Source organism: Streptomyces spiramyceticus, assembly GCF_028807635.1.
Taxonomy (GTDB): domain Bacteria; phylum Actinomycetota; class Actinomycetes; order Streptomycetales; family Streptomycetaceae; genus Streptomyces; species Streptomyces spiramyceticus.
In genome coordinates this window covers 2,946,650-2,965,064 of sequence record NZ_JARBAX010000001.1, presented here as the reverse complement: position 1 = coordinate 2,965,064, position 18,415 = coordinate 2,946,650, and the positions used below count along the sequence as shown (strand labels likewise).

Genomic DNA, 18,415 nt, shown 5'->3' with positions numbered 1-18,415 from the left:
TCACTGCTTTCTGCTGGCCTTAGCGGCCGGTGCTCGGGGCCTTCCAGCGGGCGATGCCGCGGGCCACCAGGTTGAGGATCATGACGAAGGCGATCAGGACGAGCGCTGCCGCCCAGGCCCGGTCGACCGACGCTTCGGTGCCGACGATGTACTGCTCGTACACGTACAGCGGAAGCGAGGACTGGGCGCCTTCGAAGGGGTTCGGGTTGATCAGCTTCGTACCGAAGACGAGCAACAGAACCGGGGCGGTCTCACCCGTGATGCGGGCCACCGCGAGCATCACGCCGGTGGTGATTCCGCCGATCGCGGTCGGCAGCACCACCCTGAGGATAGTCCGCCACTTGGGGACACCGAGAGCGAGAGAGGCCTCGCGCAGCTCGTTCGGGACGAGCTTGAGCATCTCCTCGGTGGAGCGGACGACCACCGGCATCATCAGGATCGAGAGGGCCAGCGCGCCGGCGAAGCCGGAGGGCCCGAAGCCCAGCATCAGATTCCAGGTGGCGAGGATGAACAGACCCGCGACGATCGACGGGATGCCCGTCATGACGTCGACGAAGAACGTCACGGTCTTCGCCAGCTTCCCGCGTCCGTACTCGACCAGATAGACCGCGGTGAGCAGGCCGATCGGGGCGGCGATCAGGGTCGCGATGCCGACCTGCTCCAGGGTGCCGAGCAGGGCGTGGTAGATACCGCCGCCCTCGTCGGTGTCGAGCAGGCCGCTCATCGAGTGGCTGAGGAAGTAGCCGTCGAGGACCTTGACGCCCTTGGTGATCGTGACCCAGGCCAGTGAGAGGAGAGGGACGAGGGCGAGGATGAAGCAGACCCAGACGAGGCTGGTGGCGACCCGGTCCTTGCCCTGGCGGCTGCCCTCCACCTTGGTGGTGATCGCGAAGGTGGCGAGTACGAAGAAGAGCGCCGCCAGCATGCCCCACTGCACGCGGCTGTGCCAGCCTGCGACGAGGCCGACGGCGATGCCGGCCGCGACGGACCCGACGGCGATGGCGGCGGGGGCCCAGCGGGGGAGGCGGGCGTGTACGAGCGACGCGTGCAGCTCGGGGGAGTGCGGACGCTTGTCCATTACCTGGCTTGTCTGGTTCATGCGTTGGCCCCCGAGTACTCCTTGCGGCGGCCGATGATCCAGCGAGCCGCGCCGTTGACCAGCAGCGTGATGACGAAGAGCACGAGACCGGAGGCGATCAGGGCGTCGCGGCCGAACTCGTCCGCCTCGTTGAACTTCGCGGCGATGTTCTGCGCGAAGGTGCCGCCGCCCGGGTCGAGCAGGCGGCCGGAAATGATGAAGCTCGGGGAGAGCACGACGGCGACGGCCATCGTCTCGCCGAGGGCGCGGCCCAGGCCCAGCATCGAGGCGCTGATGATGCCTGAGCGGCCGAAGGGGAGAACGGACATCCGCATGACTTCCCAGCGCGTGGCACCGAGGGCCAGGGCGGCTTCCTCGTGCATCTTCGGCGACTGGAGGAAGACCTCACGGGTGACGTTGGTGACGATCGGCAGGATCATGATCGCCAGCAGGATGCCGACAGTGAAGAGGCTGCGGGCGACGCCTTCGCTCGTCTTGTCGAAGATGTACGTCCAGCCCATGTACTTGTCGAGCCACTTGTTGAGGCCGTCCAGGTACGGGACCAGGAAGACGGCGCCCCAGAGGCCGTAGATGATGCTCGGCACGGCGGCCAGCAGGTCGACGATGTACGCGAGCGGCGTGGCCAGCTTGCGCGGCGCATAGTGCGAGATGAACAGCGCGATGCCGATGGCGACCGGCACGGCGATGGCCATCGCGATGATCGAGCTGACGACCGTACCGAAGAGGAGGACGGCGATGCCGAAGACCGGCTTCTCGCCCGCCGGGTTCCACTCCGAGGTCGTGAGGAAGTTGGCTTCGTCCTTCGAGACGGCGAGGCCGGTGCGGTAGGTGAGGAAGGCCGCGATGGCGGCCATGATCACCAGGAGTGCGATTCCGGAGCCCCTGGACAGGGTGAGGAAGACACGGTCACCGGCATGGCTGCTGCCCATGGACGCGAGCTTGGTTCCGGGGCCGGGCGGGGGTGGGGTGGATGAGGTGGGTTCGGTCGCTATATCCATCGGTTTTCTCCGGTCTGCGGAGCCGGTGAGGGCTCCTGGCGGCGGTGCACCGGAAGGCGCGGCCGGCCCCGAGTGAGGGGCCGGCCGCAGCCGGGGTCAGGAGAGGGTGGGGACGATCTCGCGGACCTTGGCCGCGATGTCGGCCGGGAGCGGCGCGTAGTCGGCGTCGGCCAAGACCTTCTGGCCGTCCTCGCTGGCGGCGTAGGTCAGGAAGGCCTTGAGGGCAGCCAGGGTCTCCGCGTTGTTGCCCTTGTCGCAGGCGATCTCGTACGTCACCAGGACGATCGGGTAGGCACCCTCGACCTTCGTGGCGTAGTCGAGCTTCAGGGCGAGGTCCTTGCCCTTGCCCTCGATCTTGGCGGCGGCGATGGCCTTGGAGGCGTTCTCCGTGGTGGCCTCGACCGGGGCGGAGGCGCCGGTGTCGATCTTGACGGTGTTCAGCTTGTTGGCGGTCGCGTAGGACAGCTCGAAGTAGCCGATCGCGCCGTTGGCCTGCTTGACGTTGGAGACGACGCCGGAGGAGCCGTTGGCGGCCTGGCCACCCTTGGCCAGCCACGACTTCGACTTCGGGTCGTACTTCCAGTCCTTCGGGGCGGCCGTGCTGAGGTACTTGCCGAGGTTCTGGGTCGTACCGGACTCGTCCGAGCGGTGGAACGCCTGGATCTCGACGTCCGGGAGCTTGGCGTCCGGGTTGAGCTTGGCGATCGCCGGGTCGTTCCACTTCTTGATCTTCGAGTCGAAGATCTTGGCGAGCGTCGGGGCGTCCAGAACCAGGTCCTCGACGCCGTCCAGGTTGTAGCCGATGGCGACCGGGCCACCGACCATCGGCAGGTTGATGCCCTGGCCGCCCTTGCAGATTTTCTTGGACGCGGCGACCTCTTCGGGCTTCAGCGCCGAGTCGGAACCGGCGAAGGCGACCTGGCCCTGGTTGAACTTGGTGATACCGCCGCCGGAACCGATGGCCTGGTAGTTCACCTCGACGCCTTCGCAGGCGGTCTGGAAGTTCTTGACCCAGAGGTCCATGGCGTTCTTCTGGGCGGTCGAGCCGGCCGCGAGCAGCTGGCCCTTCGCGTCGCCGCACTTGATGTTGCTGGCGGCCTTGGTCTCGCCGGAGCCGCCGGTCGAGCCAGTGTTGTTGTCCGAGCCGCACGCCGTGAGGACCAGGGCGCCGGAGACGGCGAGGGCGCCGAGCGCGGTGGCGCGAAGCCGGTTCTTGCGCTGAAGCTTCACTTTCGGGTGTTCCTTCCAGGAGCCGCCGGTCCGTTTGTGGCTGGCGGCGTGCGAAGAGGTGTTTGTTCTCGGTGTCAGTTACCCAGCGACGGGCGTCTTGCGATGCGCCTCGCACTGTGCACGACCGAAATTAGGCAGAACAGGTGAAGTGGCCAACGGGGGAGAGTGAACGGAAGGTGAACCGTGTCGAACGGTGTGGTGTGGCTCCCTCGGCCGAGTTCCAGAATGCCGCCGAATGCCGGGCCGATCGTCACTGTGTGTGGTGCAGGGACTCCAGCAGCGCGGCTATCAAGTGGCGTTCCCGCGGTTGCGTCAGGCGGTTTCCGGCCGCCGTGGGCGAGAGCCAGACGATACGGTCCACCTCGTCACTCGGGGTGAACGTGCCGTCCGTGGCCTCCGCCGCCCAGTACGAAACCCGCTTCGGGCGGCCGTGGGCGACGTAACGCAGCGTGGGGAGGGGTACGCCGGGCGTGCAGTGGTGGCCCGTCTCCTCCAGGACCTCCCGCACCGCGCCGGCCAGCGGGTCCTCGCCGCGCTTGAGCTTGCCCTTGGGGTGCGACCAGTCGTCGTACTTCGGGCGGTGTACGAGGCAGATCTCCACGGCGTCGTCGAAGGGGGACCGGCGCCACAGCACGCAGCCCGCCGCCTGGACGGTGCCCTCGGTCATGACGTCGCCACCGCCGCCCCCTGCCACACCTGCTGGAACGCGAAGCGCGCCGCCTCCACCTCGTGCCGCTGGTCGGCATGCAGGACGCCGAGTGCGTACGCCGTCGCAGGGGCGATGCGCGGCGTACGGGCCGCCGACGCCGCAGCACCCGCCGCCTCCGCCGCGTCCCGGTGGCGGTCCAGAGCCTGGGCGGCCAGCAGCGTGTCGGCCGGGGCTCCGACGAGCTCCTGGGCGTAGCGGTGCAGGCGCAGCAGCAGACGCACCTGGTGCCACGGGGCGTCCTGTGCCTCGCTGCTGGGCGCGGCGGCGAGACCGTGTACGAGGGCCTCCGCGTTGTACGGGTGCGCGGCACGCCCCAGTGGCAGTGCGGCCACCGCTTCCAGCAGCCGCTGCTCGGCGCCGACCGCGAGTGGGACAAGCACCTCGGCGGCGGGCGCGGCGGCGGCCGGGCCGAGCGGAACGTCCGAGGCCAGTAACGCCACCGCGTCGGCGACCGCGTGGAACCGCGACGAGCCCAGGGCCTGAAGCGCCGCAGAGTGGGCCCGCGTCCTGGCCAGCGTCAGCTGCCGCTCCAGCAGCGCCCCGGCGCGCGCGGCCCCCACGGTCAGCGAGCCCCCGGGCTGGGCACCACCGCCTCCGCCACCGCCCCCGCGCGCCCCTGGCACCGGTCCGGCCGGAGGCGCAGGCTGCGACCCCGGCCCCGACAGGCGGGTCAGCGCGTCCAGGAGCCGGGCCAGGCGGGCCGCGTAGGCGTGCTCGCGGGCCAGGGTGCCGGAGAGCCAGGCCAGTTCCGTGCGCAGGGGGTCGGCCCACGAGGTGTCGGTCAGCGGGCGGAACGTATGCAGCGTCCCACTGATCCGGCGTGCCGAGCGCCGTAGCGCCGCCGCCGCCTCCACGGCGTCGGCCGCCCCCTGGGGGTCCTGGCCGCTCTCGCGGTTCAGGCGGAGGCTGCGCAGGAAGTCCGAGGCCTGGGCGTGGAGGTAGGGAGCCAGGACCTCGCCGGCTACGACGTCACCCAGGCCACCGGTAACGAGGTCACCCGTAACGAGGTCACTCGTAACGACGTCACCCATTGCGCCCTCCCCGGTTGCGGCGTCGCGGGCTCGCGATGCGGTCTCACGGTGTTGCACGCCGGCGCCTCCGGGCGTCTATGAGCATCTCCTGTACGTTCCGCAGCGGCTGCCCGTCCGCGTCCGTCGCGTGCCGCGTCCAGTTGCCGTCGGGACCGAGGTGCCAGGAGGACGTGGTGTCGGACATGCCGGTCTCCAGGAACCGGCTCAGGGCTGCGCGGTGGGCCGGGTCGGTGACCCGGACCAGTGCCTCTATGCGACGGTCGAGGTTGCGGTGCATCATGTCGGCGCTGCCGAACCACACTTCGGGCTCGCCGCCGTTGCCGAAGGCGAAGACCCGGGAGTGTTCGAGGAATCGGCCGAGTATCGAGCGGACCCGGATGTTCTCGGAGAGTCCGGCGACCCCGGGACGTATCGCACAGATCCCGCGCACCCAGATGTCCACGGGTACGCCGGCCCTCGCCGCCCGGTAGCAGGCGTCGATTATCGCTTCGTCGACCATCGAGTTGACCTTGATCCGCACGTACGCGGGGCGGCCCGCCTGGTGGTGCGCGGCCTCCTTGTTGATACGGGCGACCAGGCCGTCCCGCAGCGACTTGGGCGCCACCAGCAGCCGCCGGTACGTCTCGCGGCGCGAGTACCCCGAAAGCCGGTTGAACAGGTCCGACAGGTCCGCGCCGACCTGCGGGTCGGCCGTCAGCAGCCCCAGGTCCTCGTAGAGCCTCGCCGTCTTCGGGTGGTAATTCCCGGTCCCGACGTGCGAGTAGCGGCGCAGGGTGTCGCCCTCCTGCCGGACCACCAGCGACAGCTTGCAGTGCGTCTTCAGCCCGACCAGCCCGTACACGACATGGCAGCCGGACTCCTCCAGCTTGCGCGCCCACTTGATGTTGGCCTGCTCGTCGAAACGGGCCTTGATCTCGACGAGGACGAGGACCTGCTTGCCCGACTCGGCGGCGTCGATCAGCGCGTCGACTATCGGGGAGTCGCCCGACGTCCGGTACAGCGTCTGCTTGATCGCGAGGACGTCCGGGTCGGCCGCCGCCTGCTCCAGGAAGGCCTGGACGGAGGTCGAGAAGGAGTCGTAGGGGTGGTGCAGGAGTACGTCGCGCTCCCGCAGGGCCGCGAAGACGTCCGGCGCGGACGCCGACTCGACCTCGGACAGATCCCGGTGCGTACCGGCGATGAACTTCGGGAACTTCAGCTCCGGCCGGTCCAGCGCGGCGATCCCGAACAGCCCGGTCAGGTCCAGCGGACCCGGCAGCGGATACACCTCGGCGTCCGACATCTTGAGCTCGCGGACGAGGAGGTCCAGGACGTACGGATCGATGGACTCCTCCACCTCCAGCCGCACCGGCGGCCCGAAGCGGCGCCGCATGAGCTCCTTCTCCAGGGCCTGGAGGAGGTTCTCGGTGTCGTCCTCCTCGACCTCCAGGTCCTCGTTGCGCGTCACCCGGAACATGTGGTGCGCGAGGACCTCCATCCCCGGGAAGAGCTCTTCGAGGTGCGCGGCGATGACGTCCTCAAGAGGTACGTACCGCTGGGGCGACGCCTCCAGGAAGCGGGACAGCAGCGGCGGGACCTTGACGCGGGCGAAGTGGCGGTGGCCGCTGACCGGATTGCGTACGACCACGGCGAGGTTGAGCGACAGCCCGGAGATGTACGGGAAGGGGTGTGCGGGGTCCACGGCCAGCGGTGTCAGGACCGGGAAGATCTGCTGCCGGAAGAGCGTGAAGAGGCGTGCCTGCTCCTTCTCGGTCAGCTCGGGCCAGCGGATCAGGTGGATCGACTCGTCGGCGAGGGCCGGGGCGATGTCCTGCTGGAAGCAGGCGGCGTGCCGGGCCATGAGCTCGCGCGAGCGGGTCCAGATGAGCTCCAGCACCTCGCGGGGCTGCAGTCCGGACGCGGAACGGGTGGCTACCCCGGTCGCGATGCGGCGCTTGAGTCCCGCCACCCGGACCATGAAGAACTCGTCCAGGTTCGAGGCGAAGATCGCGAGGAAGTTCGCCCTTTCGAGCAGCGGAGTGGCCGGGTCCTCGGCCAGTTCGAGGACGCGCTCGTTGAATGCCAGCCAGCTGCGCTCCCGGTCGAGGAACCGGCCCTGGGGCAGCTCGGCGTCGCCCTCGCCGTCCTCGACGTACGCATCCAGATCGGAGTCCAGGTCCGGGTCCAGATTCGGCACCCGCGAGGCCGCCACGGTGTGCGAGCGGTGCGCGGCGATGGACCCGACGGACGGCTGAACGTGCTGGGCAGGGGTATCGGCGCTCGGCTGCTGGCTCATGACCCCATTGTTCCGCGCCGGAGGGTCGGCAGGCGCGTCGAGAAGGGGTGATGTGCGGGCGGCTCTCCCGTTCGGGGAGGGTGGCACAGCGGGCTGCATTCCGAGAGGGTCGCAAGCGTGTCTGAATGCCCGGTAACGGGGACATGACGTCCGGGATGCGACGCAGGGGCTCCCGGGGTGCCTTTCGGCGTCCCCGGGAGCCCCTGTGCGCCGGGTCGGGCGGGTGTCGGGTCCGGTCGTCAGGCGTGGCGGCGGCGCAGGACGCGGAAGGCGGCGTAGGCGGCCGCCGCGGTGAGGGCCAGCAGGATGCCGGTCTCGATCAACTGGACGTACCAGAAGTGTGCGTAGGGGTGGAAGTCCACGTACCAGCTGGTGACCTGGACGTCGGTGGGGCAGTAGGCGCCGGGGATCTTGTGCGTGACGCACTCGTGGCGCTCAAAGCGATCGCCGGCGGCATTCTGCACCCCGCTGTCCATGATGAAGGACTTCAGGGGCGGGTACGGGCCGGGGAAACCCTGCTCATTGCCGGGCTCGGTGATAGTGCGTACCGGGATCAGGCTCCACCGCAGGCTGCCCATGACCATCAGCACGGTGCCGGTGATCACGCCCGTGATCGACATGGCGAGGAGCGTGCGGCGTACGAGCAGGCCGATGAGCGCGCCCACGGCGACACCGAGCAGGCAGTAGGCGATGAGGGCCGGGCCGGACGCCTCGTACACGCCAGGATCGGCCCAGCGCCCGGTCCGTCCACTCAGAACTTCCCACCCGCCGAGCTTCAAGATGCCCATGAGGGCGAGCGTCCCCGCCACGGTGAGCGTTGCGGCCAGGGCGAGCTTTGACGCGAGCCAACGCGCGGGCGGGACCGACTGGGTCCAGGCGAGGCGGTGAAGCCCTGCTTCCAGTTCGCGGGCGACGACCGGGCCCGCGACGAAGGCTCCGACCAGCAGGGGCAGGAGCAGGAGGGCGTTGGCTCCGTTTTTTATGTACTCGCTCAGGAGGATCTGGGCGCTGGCCCACCCGAGGAAGGTGTTGGGGCAGACGCCGGAGCCGCTCGGGCAGGGGACGTTCTCGTCGGGGTAGGCCGACGCCGCCCAGCGCAGGAAGCCCGTAACCGCTGCTGCCAGGACGATGAAGGCGAGGGCCGTCCACAGGGGGATGCGGTGAATACGCAGGAGCGCCCAGCGGGGCCCGCGCAGGGCGCCGCGCGGGGCGGCGTCCGAGGTGCTCGGGTCGGTGTCCGGCGAGGTCATGGTCGTGGTGCTCACGCGGTCACCTCCCGCGCCACGCGGGCCGTCGTGCCCGGGGCGAGCAGCGGGGGCGCGTCCGGGGAGCGGAGATGGGCGAGCAACAGTTCCTCCAGGGAGGGCTCATCGGCCTGCCAGCCGTCACCGACCGGGCCTTCGGGGCGTATCAGGGCGGTGATCCCACGCCCTGTGGCGCGGGATTCGATGACGGTGTGCGGTGCGAGGTCCGCCGCCGGCGCCAGTCCGGTCACCCGGGCGTGCGCGGCGAGCAGGTCGTCGATGCCGCCGCCGAGGCGGATGCGGCCGCCGGAGACGAGCAGCAGATGGTCGCAGGCGTCGGCCAGTTCGCCGATGATGTGCGACGACATCACGACGGTGGTGCCGTGCTCGGCGGCCTCGGCCATCAGCGTGCCCATCAACTGGTGCCGGGCCAGTGGGTCCAGGTCGGCCATCGGCTCGTCCAGCAGCATGAGTTCGGGCCGTTTGCCGAGCGCGAGGGCGAGCGAGACGCGGGTGCGCTGACCGCCGGAGAGCGTACGGATCCGCGCCCCGGGGTCGAGTTCACCTTCCTCCACGACGCGGTCGGCGATGCGCGCGTCCCAGCGGCCCGAGTTGAGCTCGGCACCCAGGCGGAGGGTTTCGGCCACGGTGAGCTGCGGGTAGAGCGGCTTGTCCTGGGCGACGTACGCAATGCGGTGGCGGGCCGACGCGGGGTCGGTGCCGAGCACGGTGAGTGAGCCCTCGGTGGGGCGCAGCAGCCCGGCCGCGTGGGCGAGCAGGGTCGACTTGCCGGCGCCGTTGGGGCCGACGACCGCGCAGACGCGTCCCACGGTCAGCCGGAAGGAGCAGTCGCGCAGGGCCCAGCCCCGCCGCCCGTAGCTCTTGCCCAGGGCGGCCGCCTCGATGGCGGTGTCGGTCATGCGTGATCTCCCTTGAACTGATCCTTGAACTGTTCGTCCAGTACGGATGTGAAGAGCGCGACGGCGTCGTCCTTCTCCAGCCCGGCCTTACGGGCCCGCGCGGCCCACTCCACGAGTTCGCCGCGCAACGGTGAGTCGGCCGGGGCGCTGCCCAGGGACTTCCGTACGAACGTGCCGAGCCCCCGTCGCGCTTCGACCAGCCCCTCGCGCTCCAGCTCGCGGTACGCCTTGAGCACGGTGTTCGGGTTGATCGCGGTGGCCTCGACGACCTCGCGGGCCGTGGGGAGTTTGTCGCCCGGTTCCAACAGGCCCAGGCGGAGGGCGTGTTTGGTCTGCTGGACGATCTGCAGATAGGTGGCGACGCCGGAGCGCCGGTCGATTCGGAACTCGACCACGTGCTAGCACCCCCCTTTCACTAATTAAGTAGTGGAAGCATGATCCGAAGAAGGGGACGGTGTCAACCGGCGCCGCCCCCTTGTCCGTTCGCGGGCCCTACGACTCCGTGCGGTACATCAGATCCGTCTCGTGCGTGACGAAGCCCAGCCGTTCGTACACCGTCAGCGCCGCCGTGTTGTCCGCATCGACGTACAGCATCGCCGTCGGCACCCCCTGCGCCGCCAGGTACCGCAGGCCGGTCAGCGTCAGGGCCTTGCCCAGGCCGCCGCCCTGCGCGTCGGGGCGGATCCCGAGGACGTACACCTCACCGAGCTGCTCCTCGGCGTGGACCTTGGTCCAGTGGAAGCCGACGAGTTCGCCGCCGCGCTCCGCCAGGAAGAAGCCCTTCGGATCGAACCACGGCTCGGCCTTGCGGTCGTCCAGGTCCCGCTGGGTCATGCCGCCCTGCTCGGGGTGGTGGGCGAAGGCTGCGGCGTTCACGGCCAGCCACGCCGCGTCGTCCTGTCCCGGCACGAAGGTACGGACGCTCACACCGGCCGGGTACACGGGCTCGGGAATGTCCGGTGTCGTCAACGGGCGCCGCATCTGCCGCAGTTCCCGGAAGAGGGTGAGCCCGAGGACCTGCGCCAGATGCCGCGCCGCCGACTTCCCGCCATGCGCCCAGACGCGCAGACGCTTCCCCGACGCGTCGAGCACGGTCGTCCCGAGCGTGCGCCCGTGCCCGTGCCCGCGGTACGCCGGGTGTACGACCAGCTCGGCGGCCGGCGCCTCCACGGGGTCGGTGTCCTCCAGCTGGGCGTAACCGAGGAGGGCGCCGTCGCCGACGTACAGCAGAAAGTGCCGGATGCCTTCACGGTGACCGCCGCGGAGCTGGAGCCTGCCCTGCTCGGAGACGGCCTGCATGCCGTCGACGCGGGCGGCTTCGTCGAGGAGGTCGATGACCTGCTGGGCCTGCTCCTCGGTGAGCTCGTCGAGGGTCTCGATCTTCCTGAGGGGGGCGGGGGCTGGTGGGTCAGTCGTCATGAGTACGAGCCTACGGCCGCCACAAGGCAACCAGCTTGTAACCCGTCACCCCCTGTTGCGCTACGCGCGTTGACTTTAGGCTGCGGCTCGACCTTCACGCTGAACTCACAAGGGGACCGATGTCAGCGAACCCTCGTACGCACCACCGCGCGACCCGGCGAATACTCGCCTCGGCCGCCGGACTCGCCACCGCCGGCGCGCTCGTCGCCGCGATGCCGGCCGGCGCCGCTCCGGACAGCGCGCCGAGCCACAAGACCAAGCCGTCGCGCACCGTGGACGTGCAGCTGCTGTCCTTCAACGACCTGCACGGCAACCTGGAGCCCCCGGCGGGCTCGGCCGGCACCGTCACCGAGACGCAGGCCGACGGAACGACCAAGGCCGTACCGGCCGGTGGCGTCGAGTACCTGGCCACCTCGCTGCGCAAGGCGCGCGAGGGCAAGCGGTACTCCGTCACCGCGGCCGGCGGCGACATGGTCGGCGCGAGCCCGCTCATGTCGGGGCTCTTCCACGACGAGCCGACGATCGAGGCGCTGAACAAGCTCGACCTCGACGTGACGGCCGTCGGCAACCACGAGTTCGACGAGGGCGCGACCGAGCTGGCACGCCTTCAGAACGGTGGCTGCCACCCGGTCGAGGGCTGCTTCGAGAAGGGCAAGGAGTTCGAGGGAGCGGACTTCCCCTACCTTGCCGCGAACGTCACGAACGAGAAGACCGGCAAGCCGATCCTCAAGCCGTACACGGTGTGGAAGAAGGACGGCATCAAGGTCGGCTTCATCGGGGTCACCCTCGAAGGCACGCCGGACATCGTCACGGCCAACGGCGTCAAGGGCCTCAAGTTCCACGACGAGATCGAGACCGTCAACAAGTACGCCAGGGAACTGGACCGCCAGGGCGTCAAGTCGATCGTCGCGCTGATCCACGAAGGCGGCTCGCCGGCCAGCGGCTCGTACAACTACAACTGTGACTCGCCGGGCGCGGGCGACGGCATCTCGGGCCCGATCGTCGACATCGCCAAGGGCATCACCCCGAAGGTCGACGCGCTGGTCACCGGGCACACGCACCAGGCGTACGTCTGCACGGTCCCGGACCCCGCGGGCAAGCCGCGCATGGTCACTTCGGCGGCCTCGTACGGCAAGCTCTACACGGACACCACGCTGACGTACGACCGCAGGACCAAGGACATCGTCCGTACGTCGGTGACCACTGCCAAGTCCGCCAACCACATCGTCAGCCGCGACCAGCCGAAGGCCGCGGACATGACCGACCTCATCGGGCGCTGGAACACCCTCGCCGCCCCGATCGCCAACAAGTCGCAGGGCTACATCTCCGCCGACATCAACGGCCGAGGCGCGACCACCCCCGAGAAGCCGCTCGGCGACCTGATCGCGGACGCGCAGCTGGAGGGCCTGGCGCCGACCGACAAGGGCGGGGCGCAGATCGCCTTCATGAACCCGGGCGGGATCCGCTCCGACCTCGTCTACAAGGCGAGCGGGAGCGAGGGCGACGGTGTGGTGACCTACGGCGAGGCGTTCACCGTCCAGCCGTTCACCAACATGATGAACGTCGTCGACCTGACTGGTGCCCAGCTGATCACCGCGCTGCAGCAGCAGGTCAGCGGCCCGAACGAGGCCTCGCCGAAGATCCTTCAGGTCTCGAAGGGCTTCACGTACACGCTGGACATGACGAAGACGGGCGCGGCGCGGATCGACGCGGCGTCGGTGAAGCTGAACGGCGTGGCGCTCGACCCGGCGAAGACGTACCGCGTCGCGATGAACGAGTTCCTCGCGGGCGGCGGCGACGGCTTCCCGGTCTTCAAGGAGCACAAGAACAAGCTGGTCGGCGCGTCCGACCTGGAGGTCTTCAACGCCTACCTGGCGGCGAACTCCAGCGCGGCGAGCCCGATCGCCCCGCCTGCGGCCGACCGGATCACGGTCGTCAAGTAGGCGCTGCGGAGCGGTAGTCCAACGTGGGGCGGCATCCGGGAAACCGGGTGCCGCCCCACGCTGCTGTTCACGCGGTCTCGGGCGGCGGCGTCGGCGCCCCCGGCAGCCTGATCAGGGCCTCCGTGCCGCCGGCCTCGTCCCTCGGGCGCCGCAGCGTGATCGTGCCGCCCGCCTGCTGGACCGTACGGGCGACGATCGACAGGCCGAGGCCCGAACCGGGCAGGGCGCGGGCGGACGGGGAGCGCCAGAAGCGTTCGAAGACGTGCGGGAGTTCGCCTTCCGGGATGCCCGGGCCGTGGTCGCGTACGGTCAGCTCGCCGTGCTGGTTCAGCGCCACGTCGACCGCCCCGCCCGGCGGGCTGAACTTCACCGCGTTGTCCAGGACATTGACCAGCGCCCGCTCCAGAGCCGCCGGCTCGGCCCGTACGTACCAGGGGGAGAGGTCCGCGTTGATCGTCAGCTCGGGGCCGCGCAGCCTGGCCCGTTCCAGAGCGGCGGCCGCGATCTCGTGCAGTGCTACGACGCGCAGCGGGCTGCCCTGGTCGGCCGTGTCGGGGCGGGCCAGCTCCTGCAAGTCACCGATCAGGGAGGCCAGCTCGGTCATCTGCGCCTTGACGGACGCCATGAGCGCGGCCCGGTCGTCGGGCGGAATGGCCCGCCCGGTCTCGTCGCTGCGCGCGAGCAACTCCACGTTCGTACGCAGCGAGGTCAGCGGAGTGCGGAGCTCGTGCCCCGCGTCGGCGATCAGCTGGGCCTGGCGGTCACGGGAGGACGCGAGGGCGCTGGTCATGGCGTTGAAGGAGCGCGAGAGGCGGGCGATCTCGTCCTCGCCCTCGACGGGGATGCGTACGGTCAGGTCCTCCGTACGCGCCACATGCTCGACGGTGTCGGTCAGCTTGTCGACGGGACGCAGGCCCGCGCGGGCGACCCACAGCCCGGTCGCTCCCGCACCCAGCACTCCGATACCCGAGAGAACGAGCAGCACCCAGGCGAGCGAGCCCAGCGGGTCGTCGACCTCGCTCATCGGACGGGCCACGGAGACCGCGAGCGCGGAACCGGGGAACAGATTCTCCGGGCCGTCGTCGAACGCGTAGGTGTACACCCGCATCTCCGCGCCGTCGTCGGCATCGGTGGTGTGCAGGGCGTCGCTCTGCCGGCGCGTGGCCACGGCGACGTCACCGGGCTGCGCCGGGATCGGCGAGGACCTCGGGGGGGTGCAGGTCTCGCCGGAGGCGAAGACGATCTGCACCCGGTACGAGCCCTCGGGCGGCACGATGGGGGTGCCGCCCGCGCAGGCCTGCCGCAGGTTCCGCACATAGGCGTTGTCGACCTTGACGTTGCGGAGCGAGTCGTCCAGCTGTTCCTGCAGTTCCGCCCTGGTCACGAACCAGCAGGACGCGGCGACCGCCGCCACAGCGACCGCCACCGCCGTCGCCGTCAGCAGCGCGAGCCGCGACCGCAGCGGCAGCGCGCGGAATCTGCGCAGCGGACCGCTCACGCCTCACCCCCGCGTAGTACGTAGCCGACACCGCGCACGGTGTGCACGAGGCGCGGCTCGCCGCCGCCCTCCGTCTTGCGGCGCAGGTACATGACGTACACGTCGAGCGAATTGGAGCTCGGCTCGAAGTCGAAGCCCCACACCGCCTTGAGGATCTGCTCACGGGTCAGCACCTGGCGCGGGTGCGCGAGGAACATCTCCAGGAGCGTGAACTCGGTGCGGGTCAGTTCCACCCGCCGGCTGCCGCGCGTCACCTCGCGCGTCGCGAGATCCATCCGCAGGTCGGCGAAGGACAGGATGTGGCCGGGCGGCTCCTCGCCGCCCGGACCCGTGGCCGCGTACGAACTGCGCCGCAGCAGCGCACGGATGCGGGCGAACAGCTCGTCCAGTTCGAACGGCTTCACCAGGTAGTCGTCGGCGCCCGCGTCGAGCCCGGTCACGCGGTCGCCGACCGTGTCGCGGGCGGTCAGCATCAGGATGGGGATGGTGTCGCCGGAGGACCGGATGCGGCGGGCGGCGGTCAGACCGTCCATGCGCGGCATCTGGATGTCGAGGACGATCAGGTCGGGCTCGTACGACGCGGTCTTGGCGAGAGCGTCGATTCCGTCGACGGCGACCTCCGTCCCGTACCCCTCGAAGGCGAGGCTGCGCTGGAGGGCTTCGCGCACGGCGGGCTCGTCGTCGACGATCAGGATGCGCTCGGCGGGGCTGCTCATCGGTCTTCTCGGTCTTCCTCGGGATGGGGATCGGGGCCAGGACCGGGATCGGTCTCGGTCTCGGTCGCTGCGCGGGCCATCCAGCGTCGCACGGGCGTGCTGCAGCGCCGGTCGTTGTCGTTACTCGTCGTCCCTCGCGCGGAGCTTCGCCAGGTCGGCCTTGACCGTGTCGACCGGGATGGCGAAGCCGAGACCGACGCTGCCCGCAGTGGACCCGGTGGCTCCGCTCGGGGCGTACATCGCGGAGTTGATGCCGATGATCTCGCCGTTCATGTTGATGAGGGCGCCGCCGGAGTTGCCGGGGTTGAGGGAGGCGTCGGTCTGGATCGCCTTGTACGTCGTCTTCGACGATCCCGTGTCGCCATTGAACTCCTGCCCGCCGAACTCGAACGGCCACTGGCCGCCGCCCTGCTGCCCCTGACCTTCCTGGCCCTGCCCCCGGTCCTCCTCCTTGGACACCGTCACGTCCCGGTCGAGGGCGGAGACGATCCCGCTGGTCACGGTCCCGGTCAGCCCCTCGGGCGAGCCGATCGCGACGACCTGGTCGCCGACCTTCACGTCCTCGGAGCTTCCGAGCGTGGCTGCCTTCAGACCAGTCGCTCCCTGGAGCTTGATGAGGGCGAGGTCCTTGTCCGGGTCGGTGCCGACCACATCGGCGGTGTACGTCTTGCCGTCGCTGAGCTTGACCTTGACCGAGGAGGCACCGGACACGACGTGGTTGTTGGTGATGATCTCGCCGTCGCCGGTGATGACCACCCCGGACCCGGTGGACGCACCGGACGCCGACGTCGCACTGATCTCGACGATGCTCGGGCTCGCGGCCTGCGCTACCCCGGAGACGGTGCCCTTGCTGCTCTGCGCGACGTTCGTACCGGTGACGCCGGTGCCGGTGCCCGAGCCGTTGTCCGTGAGGCCCCGGGCGAAGGCCCCCGCGCCGCCGCCGATCGCGGCGGCGACGATGGCGACCGCGGCCAGCAGTGCTACGGGCCGCTTGGCCCGCCTGCGCCCGGCCCTCGGCTCTGAATCGGGGGTGCCGGGGTGCGCCGGTTCGTATACGGGCGGCGGCGGGTAGGCGCCGGCGTACGCCTGCGCCGCACGATCCGCGTCGTACCTGGCGCGCTGCCGCGCTTCGTCGCCTGATCCGTAGGAGGGCTGCTGCTCGGGCTCGGGGTACTCGCCGCTGCGGCGGGGGCTCTCGGTCATGTCCCAGAGCTTCGTCAGCGCTCATGAGAACCGTCTGAGGAGCCGCTGAGAAGCCCGACAGAACCGCGTATGCCCGATGTAAAGAACCGTCGAAAGCGTTACGCCGCCGGGGACGGCCGTCCCGACGGACGGAGTCCGGCGCAGCGGTCTCGAAGCCCGTGAGGCCCCCTGGGGCCGAGAGGCGCAAGTGGCGCGTCCAAGACGAGTGGCGCGTCTAAGAGTGATCGCAGCCGCAGGAGCGGCGTACCACCAGTGCCGACGGGAACTGCTTCAGCCGCTCCCGCCGCGACCCCGCCACTCGCAGCGCTTCGTCCAGCACCAGGTCCACCGCCGCCCGTGCCATCGCGGGCCGGTCGGAGTAGACCGTCGTCAGCGGCGGATCGGTCAGCGCCGCTTCCTTCACGTCGTCGAAGCCGGCCACCGCCAGCTCGCCCGGTACGTCGATACGCAGCTCACGCGCGGCGCGCAGCACACCGATCGCCTGGTCGTCCGTGGAGCAGAAAATCGCGGGCGGCCGGTCGGGGCCCGCGAGCAGTGTCAGGGCGACCTGGTAGGCGTCGTACCTGTTGTACGGGGCCTGGAAGAGGCGGCCCTCGGTGGACCGCCCCGATTCCTGCATCGCCCTGCGCCAGCCCTCGACGTGGTCCGCCACCGGGTCGCCGACCGCCGGTGTCGATTCCACGCCGCCCAGGCAGGCCACGTACGCGTGACCGTGTTCGAGCAGGTGACGGGTCGCGAGCTGCGCGCCGCCGATGTCGTCCGTCACGACCGCCACGTCGTCGATCGCCTCGGGCCGCTCGTGCAGCAGCACCACCCGCGCGTCCCACGCCTCGATCTCGGCGGCGGCCCGCTCGCTCGGGCCCTGGCTGACCAGGATCAGCCCGGAGACCCGCATTCCGAGGAAGGCCCGCAGATAGTGGACCTCGCGCTCGTCGCGGTAGTCGGAATTGCCGACCAGGACCATTTTTCCGCGGTCGGCGGCGGCCCGCTCGACCGCGTGCGCCATTTCGGCGAAGAAGGGCTGCCGCGCGTCCGGGACGATCATGCCTATGAGGTCCGTACGCCGGGACGCCATGGCCTGCGCGACCCGGTCCGGCCGGTAGCCGAGCTCCTTGATCGCGGCGAGGACACGCTCGCGCGTGGCCGGGGCAACCGGCCGGGGTCCGTTGTTGATGACGTAACTGACGACCGCGGTCGAAGTCCCCGCCAGTCGTGCCACATCGTCCCGCGTCACCTTGGCCACGCGCGGCAGTCTACGCGTGGTGACCTACCGCTGGGCAGGCCGTACGGCTGCTTCCTCCAGGGAGGCCGTTTCCGCCGCATGGGTGACGGGCGAAGCGGTCGCGGTCGCGGACTCCGACGCGGCCCGGGAATCGGCCTTCGCCTTCGCCTTGGCCTCCTCGGCCGCCGCCGCGCGCTCGACCTTCTCGGGCGTCACGAAGCGGTAGCCCACATTGCGTACGGTCCCGATCAGCGACTCGTGCTCGGGGCCGAGCTTCGCCCGCAGCCGTCGTACGTGCACGTCGACCGTGCGCGTACCGCCGAAGTAGTCGTAGCCCCACACCTCCTGGAGGAGCTGTGCGCGCGTGAAGACCCGGCCGGGGTGCTGCGCCAGGTACTTCAGCAGCTCGAACTCCTTGAAGGTCAGGTCCAGGACCCGCCCCTTGAGCTTCGCGCTGTACGTCGCCTCGTCGACCGACAGGTCGCCGTTGCGGATCTCCATCGGGCTGTCGTCCGAGGTGATCTGCTGGCGGCCCGTCGCGAGCCGCAGCCGGGCCTCGACCTCGGCCGGACCGGCGGTGTCGAGCAGTACGTCGTCGATGCCCCAGTCGGCGGTGACGGCCGCGAGGCCGCCCTCCGTCACGACGAGGATCAGCGGGCAGCCGGGTCCGGTGGACCTCAGCAGCTGGCACAGCGACCGGACCTGCGGGAGGTCGCGGCGGCCGTCGATCAGGATCACGTCGGCACCAGGGGTGTCGACGAGGGCCGGGCCCTCGGCGGGAGCCACCCGCACACTGTGCAGAAGCAGGCCGAGGGCGGGAAGCACCTCCGTCGACGGCTGGAGGGCATTGGTCAGGAGCAGCAGAGAACTCATCGTCCGCCACCTGCCCGGGTCGTCCGGTCATGCAC

16 protein-coding genes are annotated in these 18,415 nt (G+C 70.2%); 1 reads left to right on the top strand and 15 read right to left on the bottom strand.

What is annotated here, in order from left to right; genetic code table 11:
* Positions 1-19: 19 nt before the first annotated feature.
* The 10 genes from pstA to mshD all read right to left on the bottom strand — a co-directional run bounded on the left by pstA (position 20) and on the right by mshD (position 10,925).
* Positions 20-1,099 (bottom strand): phosphate ABC transporter permease PstA, encoded by a 1,080-nt coding sequence (gene pstA / locus PXH83_RS13260; protein ID WP_420803162.1) that lies wholly within the window; start codon positions 1,097-1,099, stop codon positions 20-22.
* Positions 1,096-2,028: a phosphate ABC transporter permease subunit PstC gene (gene pstC / locus PXH83_RS13255; RefSeq protein ID WP_274560151.1), complete on the bottom strand. Its 933-nt coding sequence runs from the start codon at positions 2,026-2,028 to the stop codon at positions 1,096-1,098. Before pstC ends, pstA begins: the two co-directional genes overlap by 4 nt.
* Before the next feature lie 165 nt (positions 2,029-2,193).
* On the bottom strand, positions 2,194-3,327 hold the full coding sequence (pstS, locus tag PXH83_RS13250; protein WP_274560149.1) for a phosphate ABC transporter substrate-binding protein PstS: 1,134 nt from the start codon (positions 3,325-3,327) through the stop codon (positions 2,194-2,196).
* Positions 3,328-3,577: 250 nt separating this feature from the next.
* Positions 3,578-3,994, bottom strand: coding sequence for an NUDIX hydrolase (locus PXH83_RS13245; RefSeq protein WP_274560147.1), 417 nt, complete (start codon positions 3,992-3,994; stop codon positions 3,578-3,580).
* Positions 3,991-5,067: a CHAD domain-containing protein gene (locus tag PXH83_RS13240; RefSeq protein WP_274560145.1), complete on the bottom strand. Its 1,077-nt coding sequence runs from the start codon at positions 5,065-5,067 to the stop codon at positions 3,991-3,993. Before PXH83_RS13240 ends, PXH83_RS13245 begins: the two co-directional genes overlap by 4 nt.
* Before the next feature lie 43 nt (positions 5,068-5,110).
* Positions 5,111-7,342, bottom strand: coding sequence for an RNA degradosome polyphosphate kinase (locus tag PXH83_RS13235; protein WP_274560143.1), 2,232 nt, complete (start codon positions 7,340-7,342; stop codon positions 5,111-5,113).
* A 239-nt stretch (positions 7,343-7,581) separates the two neighbouring features.
* Positions 7,582-8,607: an ABC transporter permease gene (locus PXH83_RS13230; protein WP_274560141.1), complete on the bottom strand. Its 1,026-nt coding sequence runs from the start codon at positions 8,605-8,607 to the stop codon at positions 7,582-7,584.
* Positions 8,604-9,506, bottom strand: a complete 903-nt coding sequence (locus tag PXH83_RS13225) for an ABC transporter ATP-binding protein (RefSeq protein WP_274560139.1) — start codon at positions 9,504-9,506, stop codon at positions 8,604-8,606. Before PXH83_RS13225 ends, PXH83_RS13230 begins: the two co-directional genes overlap by 4 nt.
* Positions 9,503-9,901 carry a GntR family transcriptional regulator gene (locus PXH83_RS13220; RefSeq protein WP_274560137.1) on the bottom strand — a complete coding sequence of 133 codons (399 nt, stop codon included), beginning with the start codon at positions 9,899-9,901 and terminating at the stop codon, positions 9,503-9,505. The genes PXH83_RS13225 and PXH83_RS13220 overlap by 4 nt, the downstream gene beginning before the upstream one ends.
* 97 nt (positions 9,902-9,998) lie before the next feature.
* Positions 9,999-10,925 carry a mycothiol synthase gene (gene mshD, locus PXH83_RS13215; RefSeq protein ID WP_274560136.1) on the bottom strand — a complete coding sequence of 309 codons (927 nt, stop codon included), beginning with the start codon at positions 10,923-10,925 and terminating at the stop codon, positions 9,999-10,001.
* A gap of 119 nt (positions 10,926-11,044) precedes the next feature.
* Between mshD and PXH83_RS13210 the strand changes: the two genes are divergently transcribed.
* Positions 11,045-12,868 (top strand): bifunctional metallophosphatase/5'-nucleotidase, encoded by a 1,824-nt coding sequence (locus PXH83_RS13210; protein WP_274560135.1) that lies wholly within the window; start codon positions 11,045-11,047, stop codon positions 12,866-12,868.
* 67 nt (positions 12,869-12,935) lie between these two features.
* Here PXH83_RS13210 and PXH83_RS13205 read toward each other — a convergent pair whose 3' ends face one another.
* The 5 genes from PXH83_RS13205 to PXH83_RS13185 all read right to left on the bottom strand — a co-directional run bounded on the left by PXH83_RS13205 (position 12,936) and on the right by PXH83_RS13185 (position 18,380).
* Entirely contained in the window at positions 12,936-14,366 is a 1,431-nt protein-coding gene (locus PXH83_RS13205; RefSeq protein ID WP_274560134.1) for a sensor histidine kinase, read from the bottom strand.
* A complete protein-coding gene (locus PXH83_RS13200; protein ID WP_214929020.1) occupies positions 14,363-15,082 on the bottom strand; it encodes a response regulator transcription factor in 720 nt (239 codons plus the stop codon). The genes PXH83_RS13205 and PXH83_RS13200 overlap by 4 nt, the downstream gene beginning before the upstream one ends.
* Before the next feature lie 120 nt (positions 15,083-15,202).
* Entirely contained in the window at positions 15,203-16,285 is a 1,083-nt protein-coding gene (locus PXH83_RS13195) for a S1C family serine protease (protein WP_274560133.1), read from the bottom strand.
* Positions 16,286-16,499: 214 nt separating this feature from the next.
* Complete coding sequence (locus PXH83_RS13190; RefSeq protein ID WP_274560132.1) at positions 16,500-17,528, bottom strand: LacI family DNA-binding transcriptional regulator; 1,029 nt, start codon at positions 17,526-17,528, stop codon at positions 16,500-16,502.
* A gap of 24 nt (positions 17,529-17,552) precedes the next feature.
* Positions 17,553-18,380 carry a response regulator transcription factor gene (locus tag PXH83_RS13185; protein WP_274560131.1) on the bottom strand — a complete coding sequence of 276 codons (828 nt, stop codon included), beginning with the start codon at positions 18,378-18,380 and terminating at the stop codon, positions 17,553-17,555.
* Between the last annotated feature and the right edge of the window lie 35 nt (positions 18,381-18,415).

Excerpts from the sequence above, each read along its gene's own strand:
- PXH83_RS13235 (WP_274560143.1), bottom strand. The coding sequence starts at position 7,342 with ATGAGCCAGCAGCCGAGCGCCGATACCCCTGCCCAGCACGTTCAGCCG.
- mshD (WP_274560136.1), bottom strand. The coding sequence starts at position 10,925 with ATGACGACTGACCCACCAGCCCCCGCCCCCCTCAGGAAGATCGAGACC.
- PXH83_RS13195 (WP_274560133.1), bottom strand. The coding sequence starts at position 16,285 with ATGACCGAGAGCCCCCGCCGCAGCGGCGAGTACCCCGAGCCCGAGCAG.
- PXH83_RS13200 (WP_214929020.1), bottom strand. The coding sequence starts at position 15,082 with ATGAGCAGCCCCGCCGAGCGCATCCTGATCGTCGACGACGAGCCCGCC.
- PXH83_RS13225 (WP_274560139.1), bottom strand. The coding sequence starts at position 9,506 with ATGACCGACACCGCCATCGAGGCGGCCGCCCTGGGCAAGAGCTACGGG.
- PXH83_RS13240 (WP_274560145.1), bottom strand. The coding sequence starts at position 5,067 with ATGGGTGACGTCGTTACGAGTGACCTCGTTACGGGTGACCTCGTTACC.
- pstC (WP_274560151.1), bottom strand. The coding sequence starts at position 2,028 with ATGGGCAGCAGCCATGCCGGTGACCGTGTCTTCCTCACCCTGTCCAGG.
- pstA (WP_420803162.1), bottom strand. The coding sequence starts at position 1,099 with ATGAACCAGACAAGCCAGGTAATGGACAAGCGTCCGCACTCCCCCGAG.
- PXH83_RS13210 (WP_274560135.1), top strand. The coding sequence starts at position 11,045 with ATGTCAGCGAACCCTCGTACGCACCACCGCGCGACCCGGCGAATACTC.
- PXH83_RS13185 (WP_274560131.1), bottom strand. The coding sequence starts at position 18,380 with ATGAGTTCTCTGCTGCTCCTGACCAATGCCCTCCAGCCGTCGACGGAG.
- PXH83_RS13245 (WP_274560147.1), bottom strand. The coding sequence starts at position 3,994 with ATGACCGAGGGCACCGTCCAGGCGGCGGGCTGCGTGCTGTGGCGCCGG.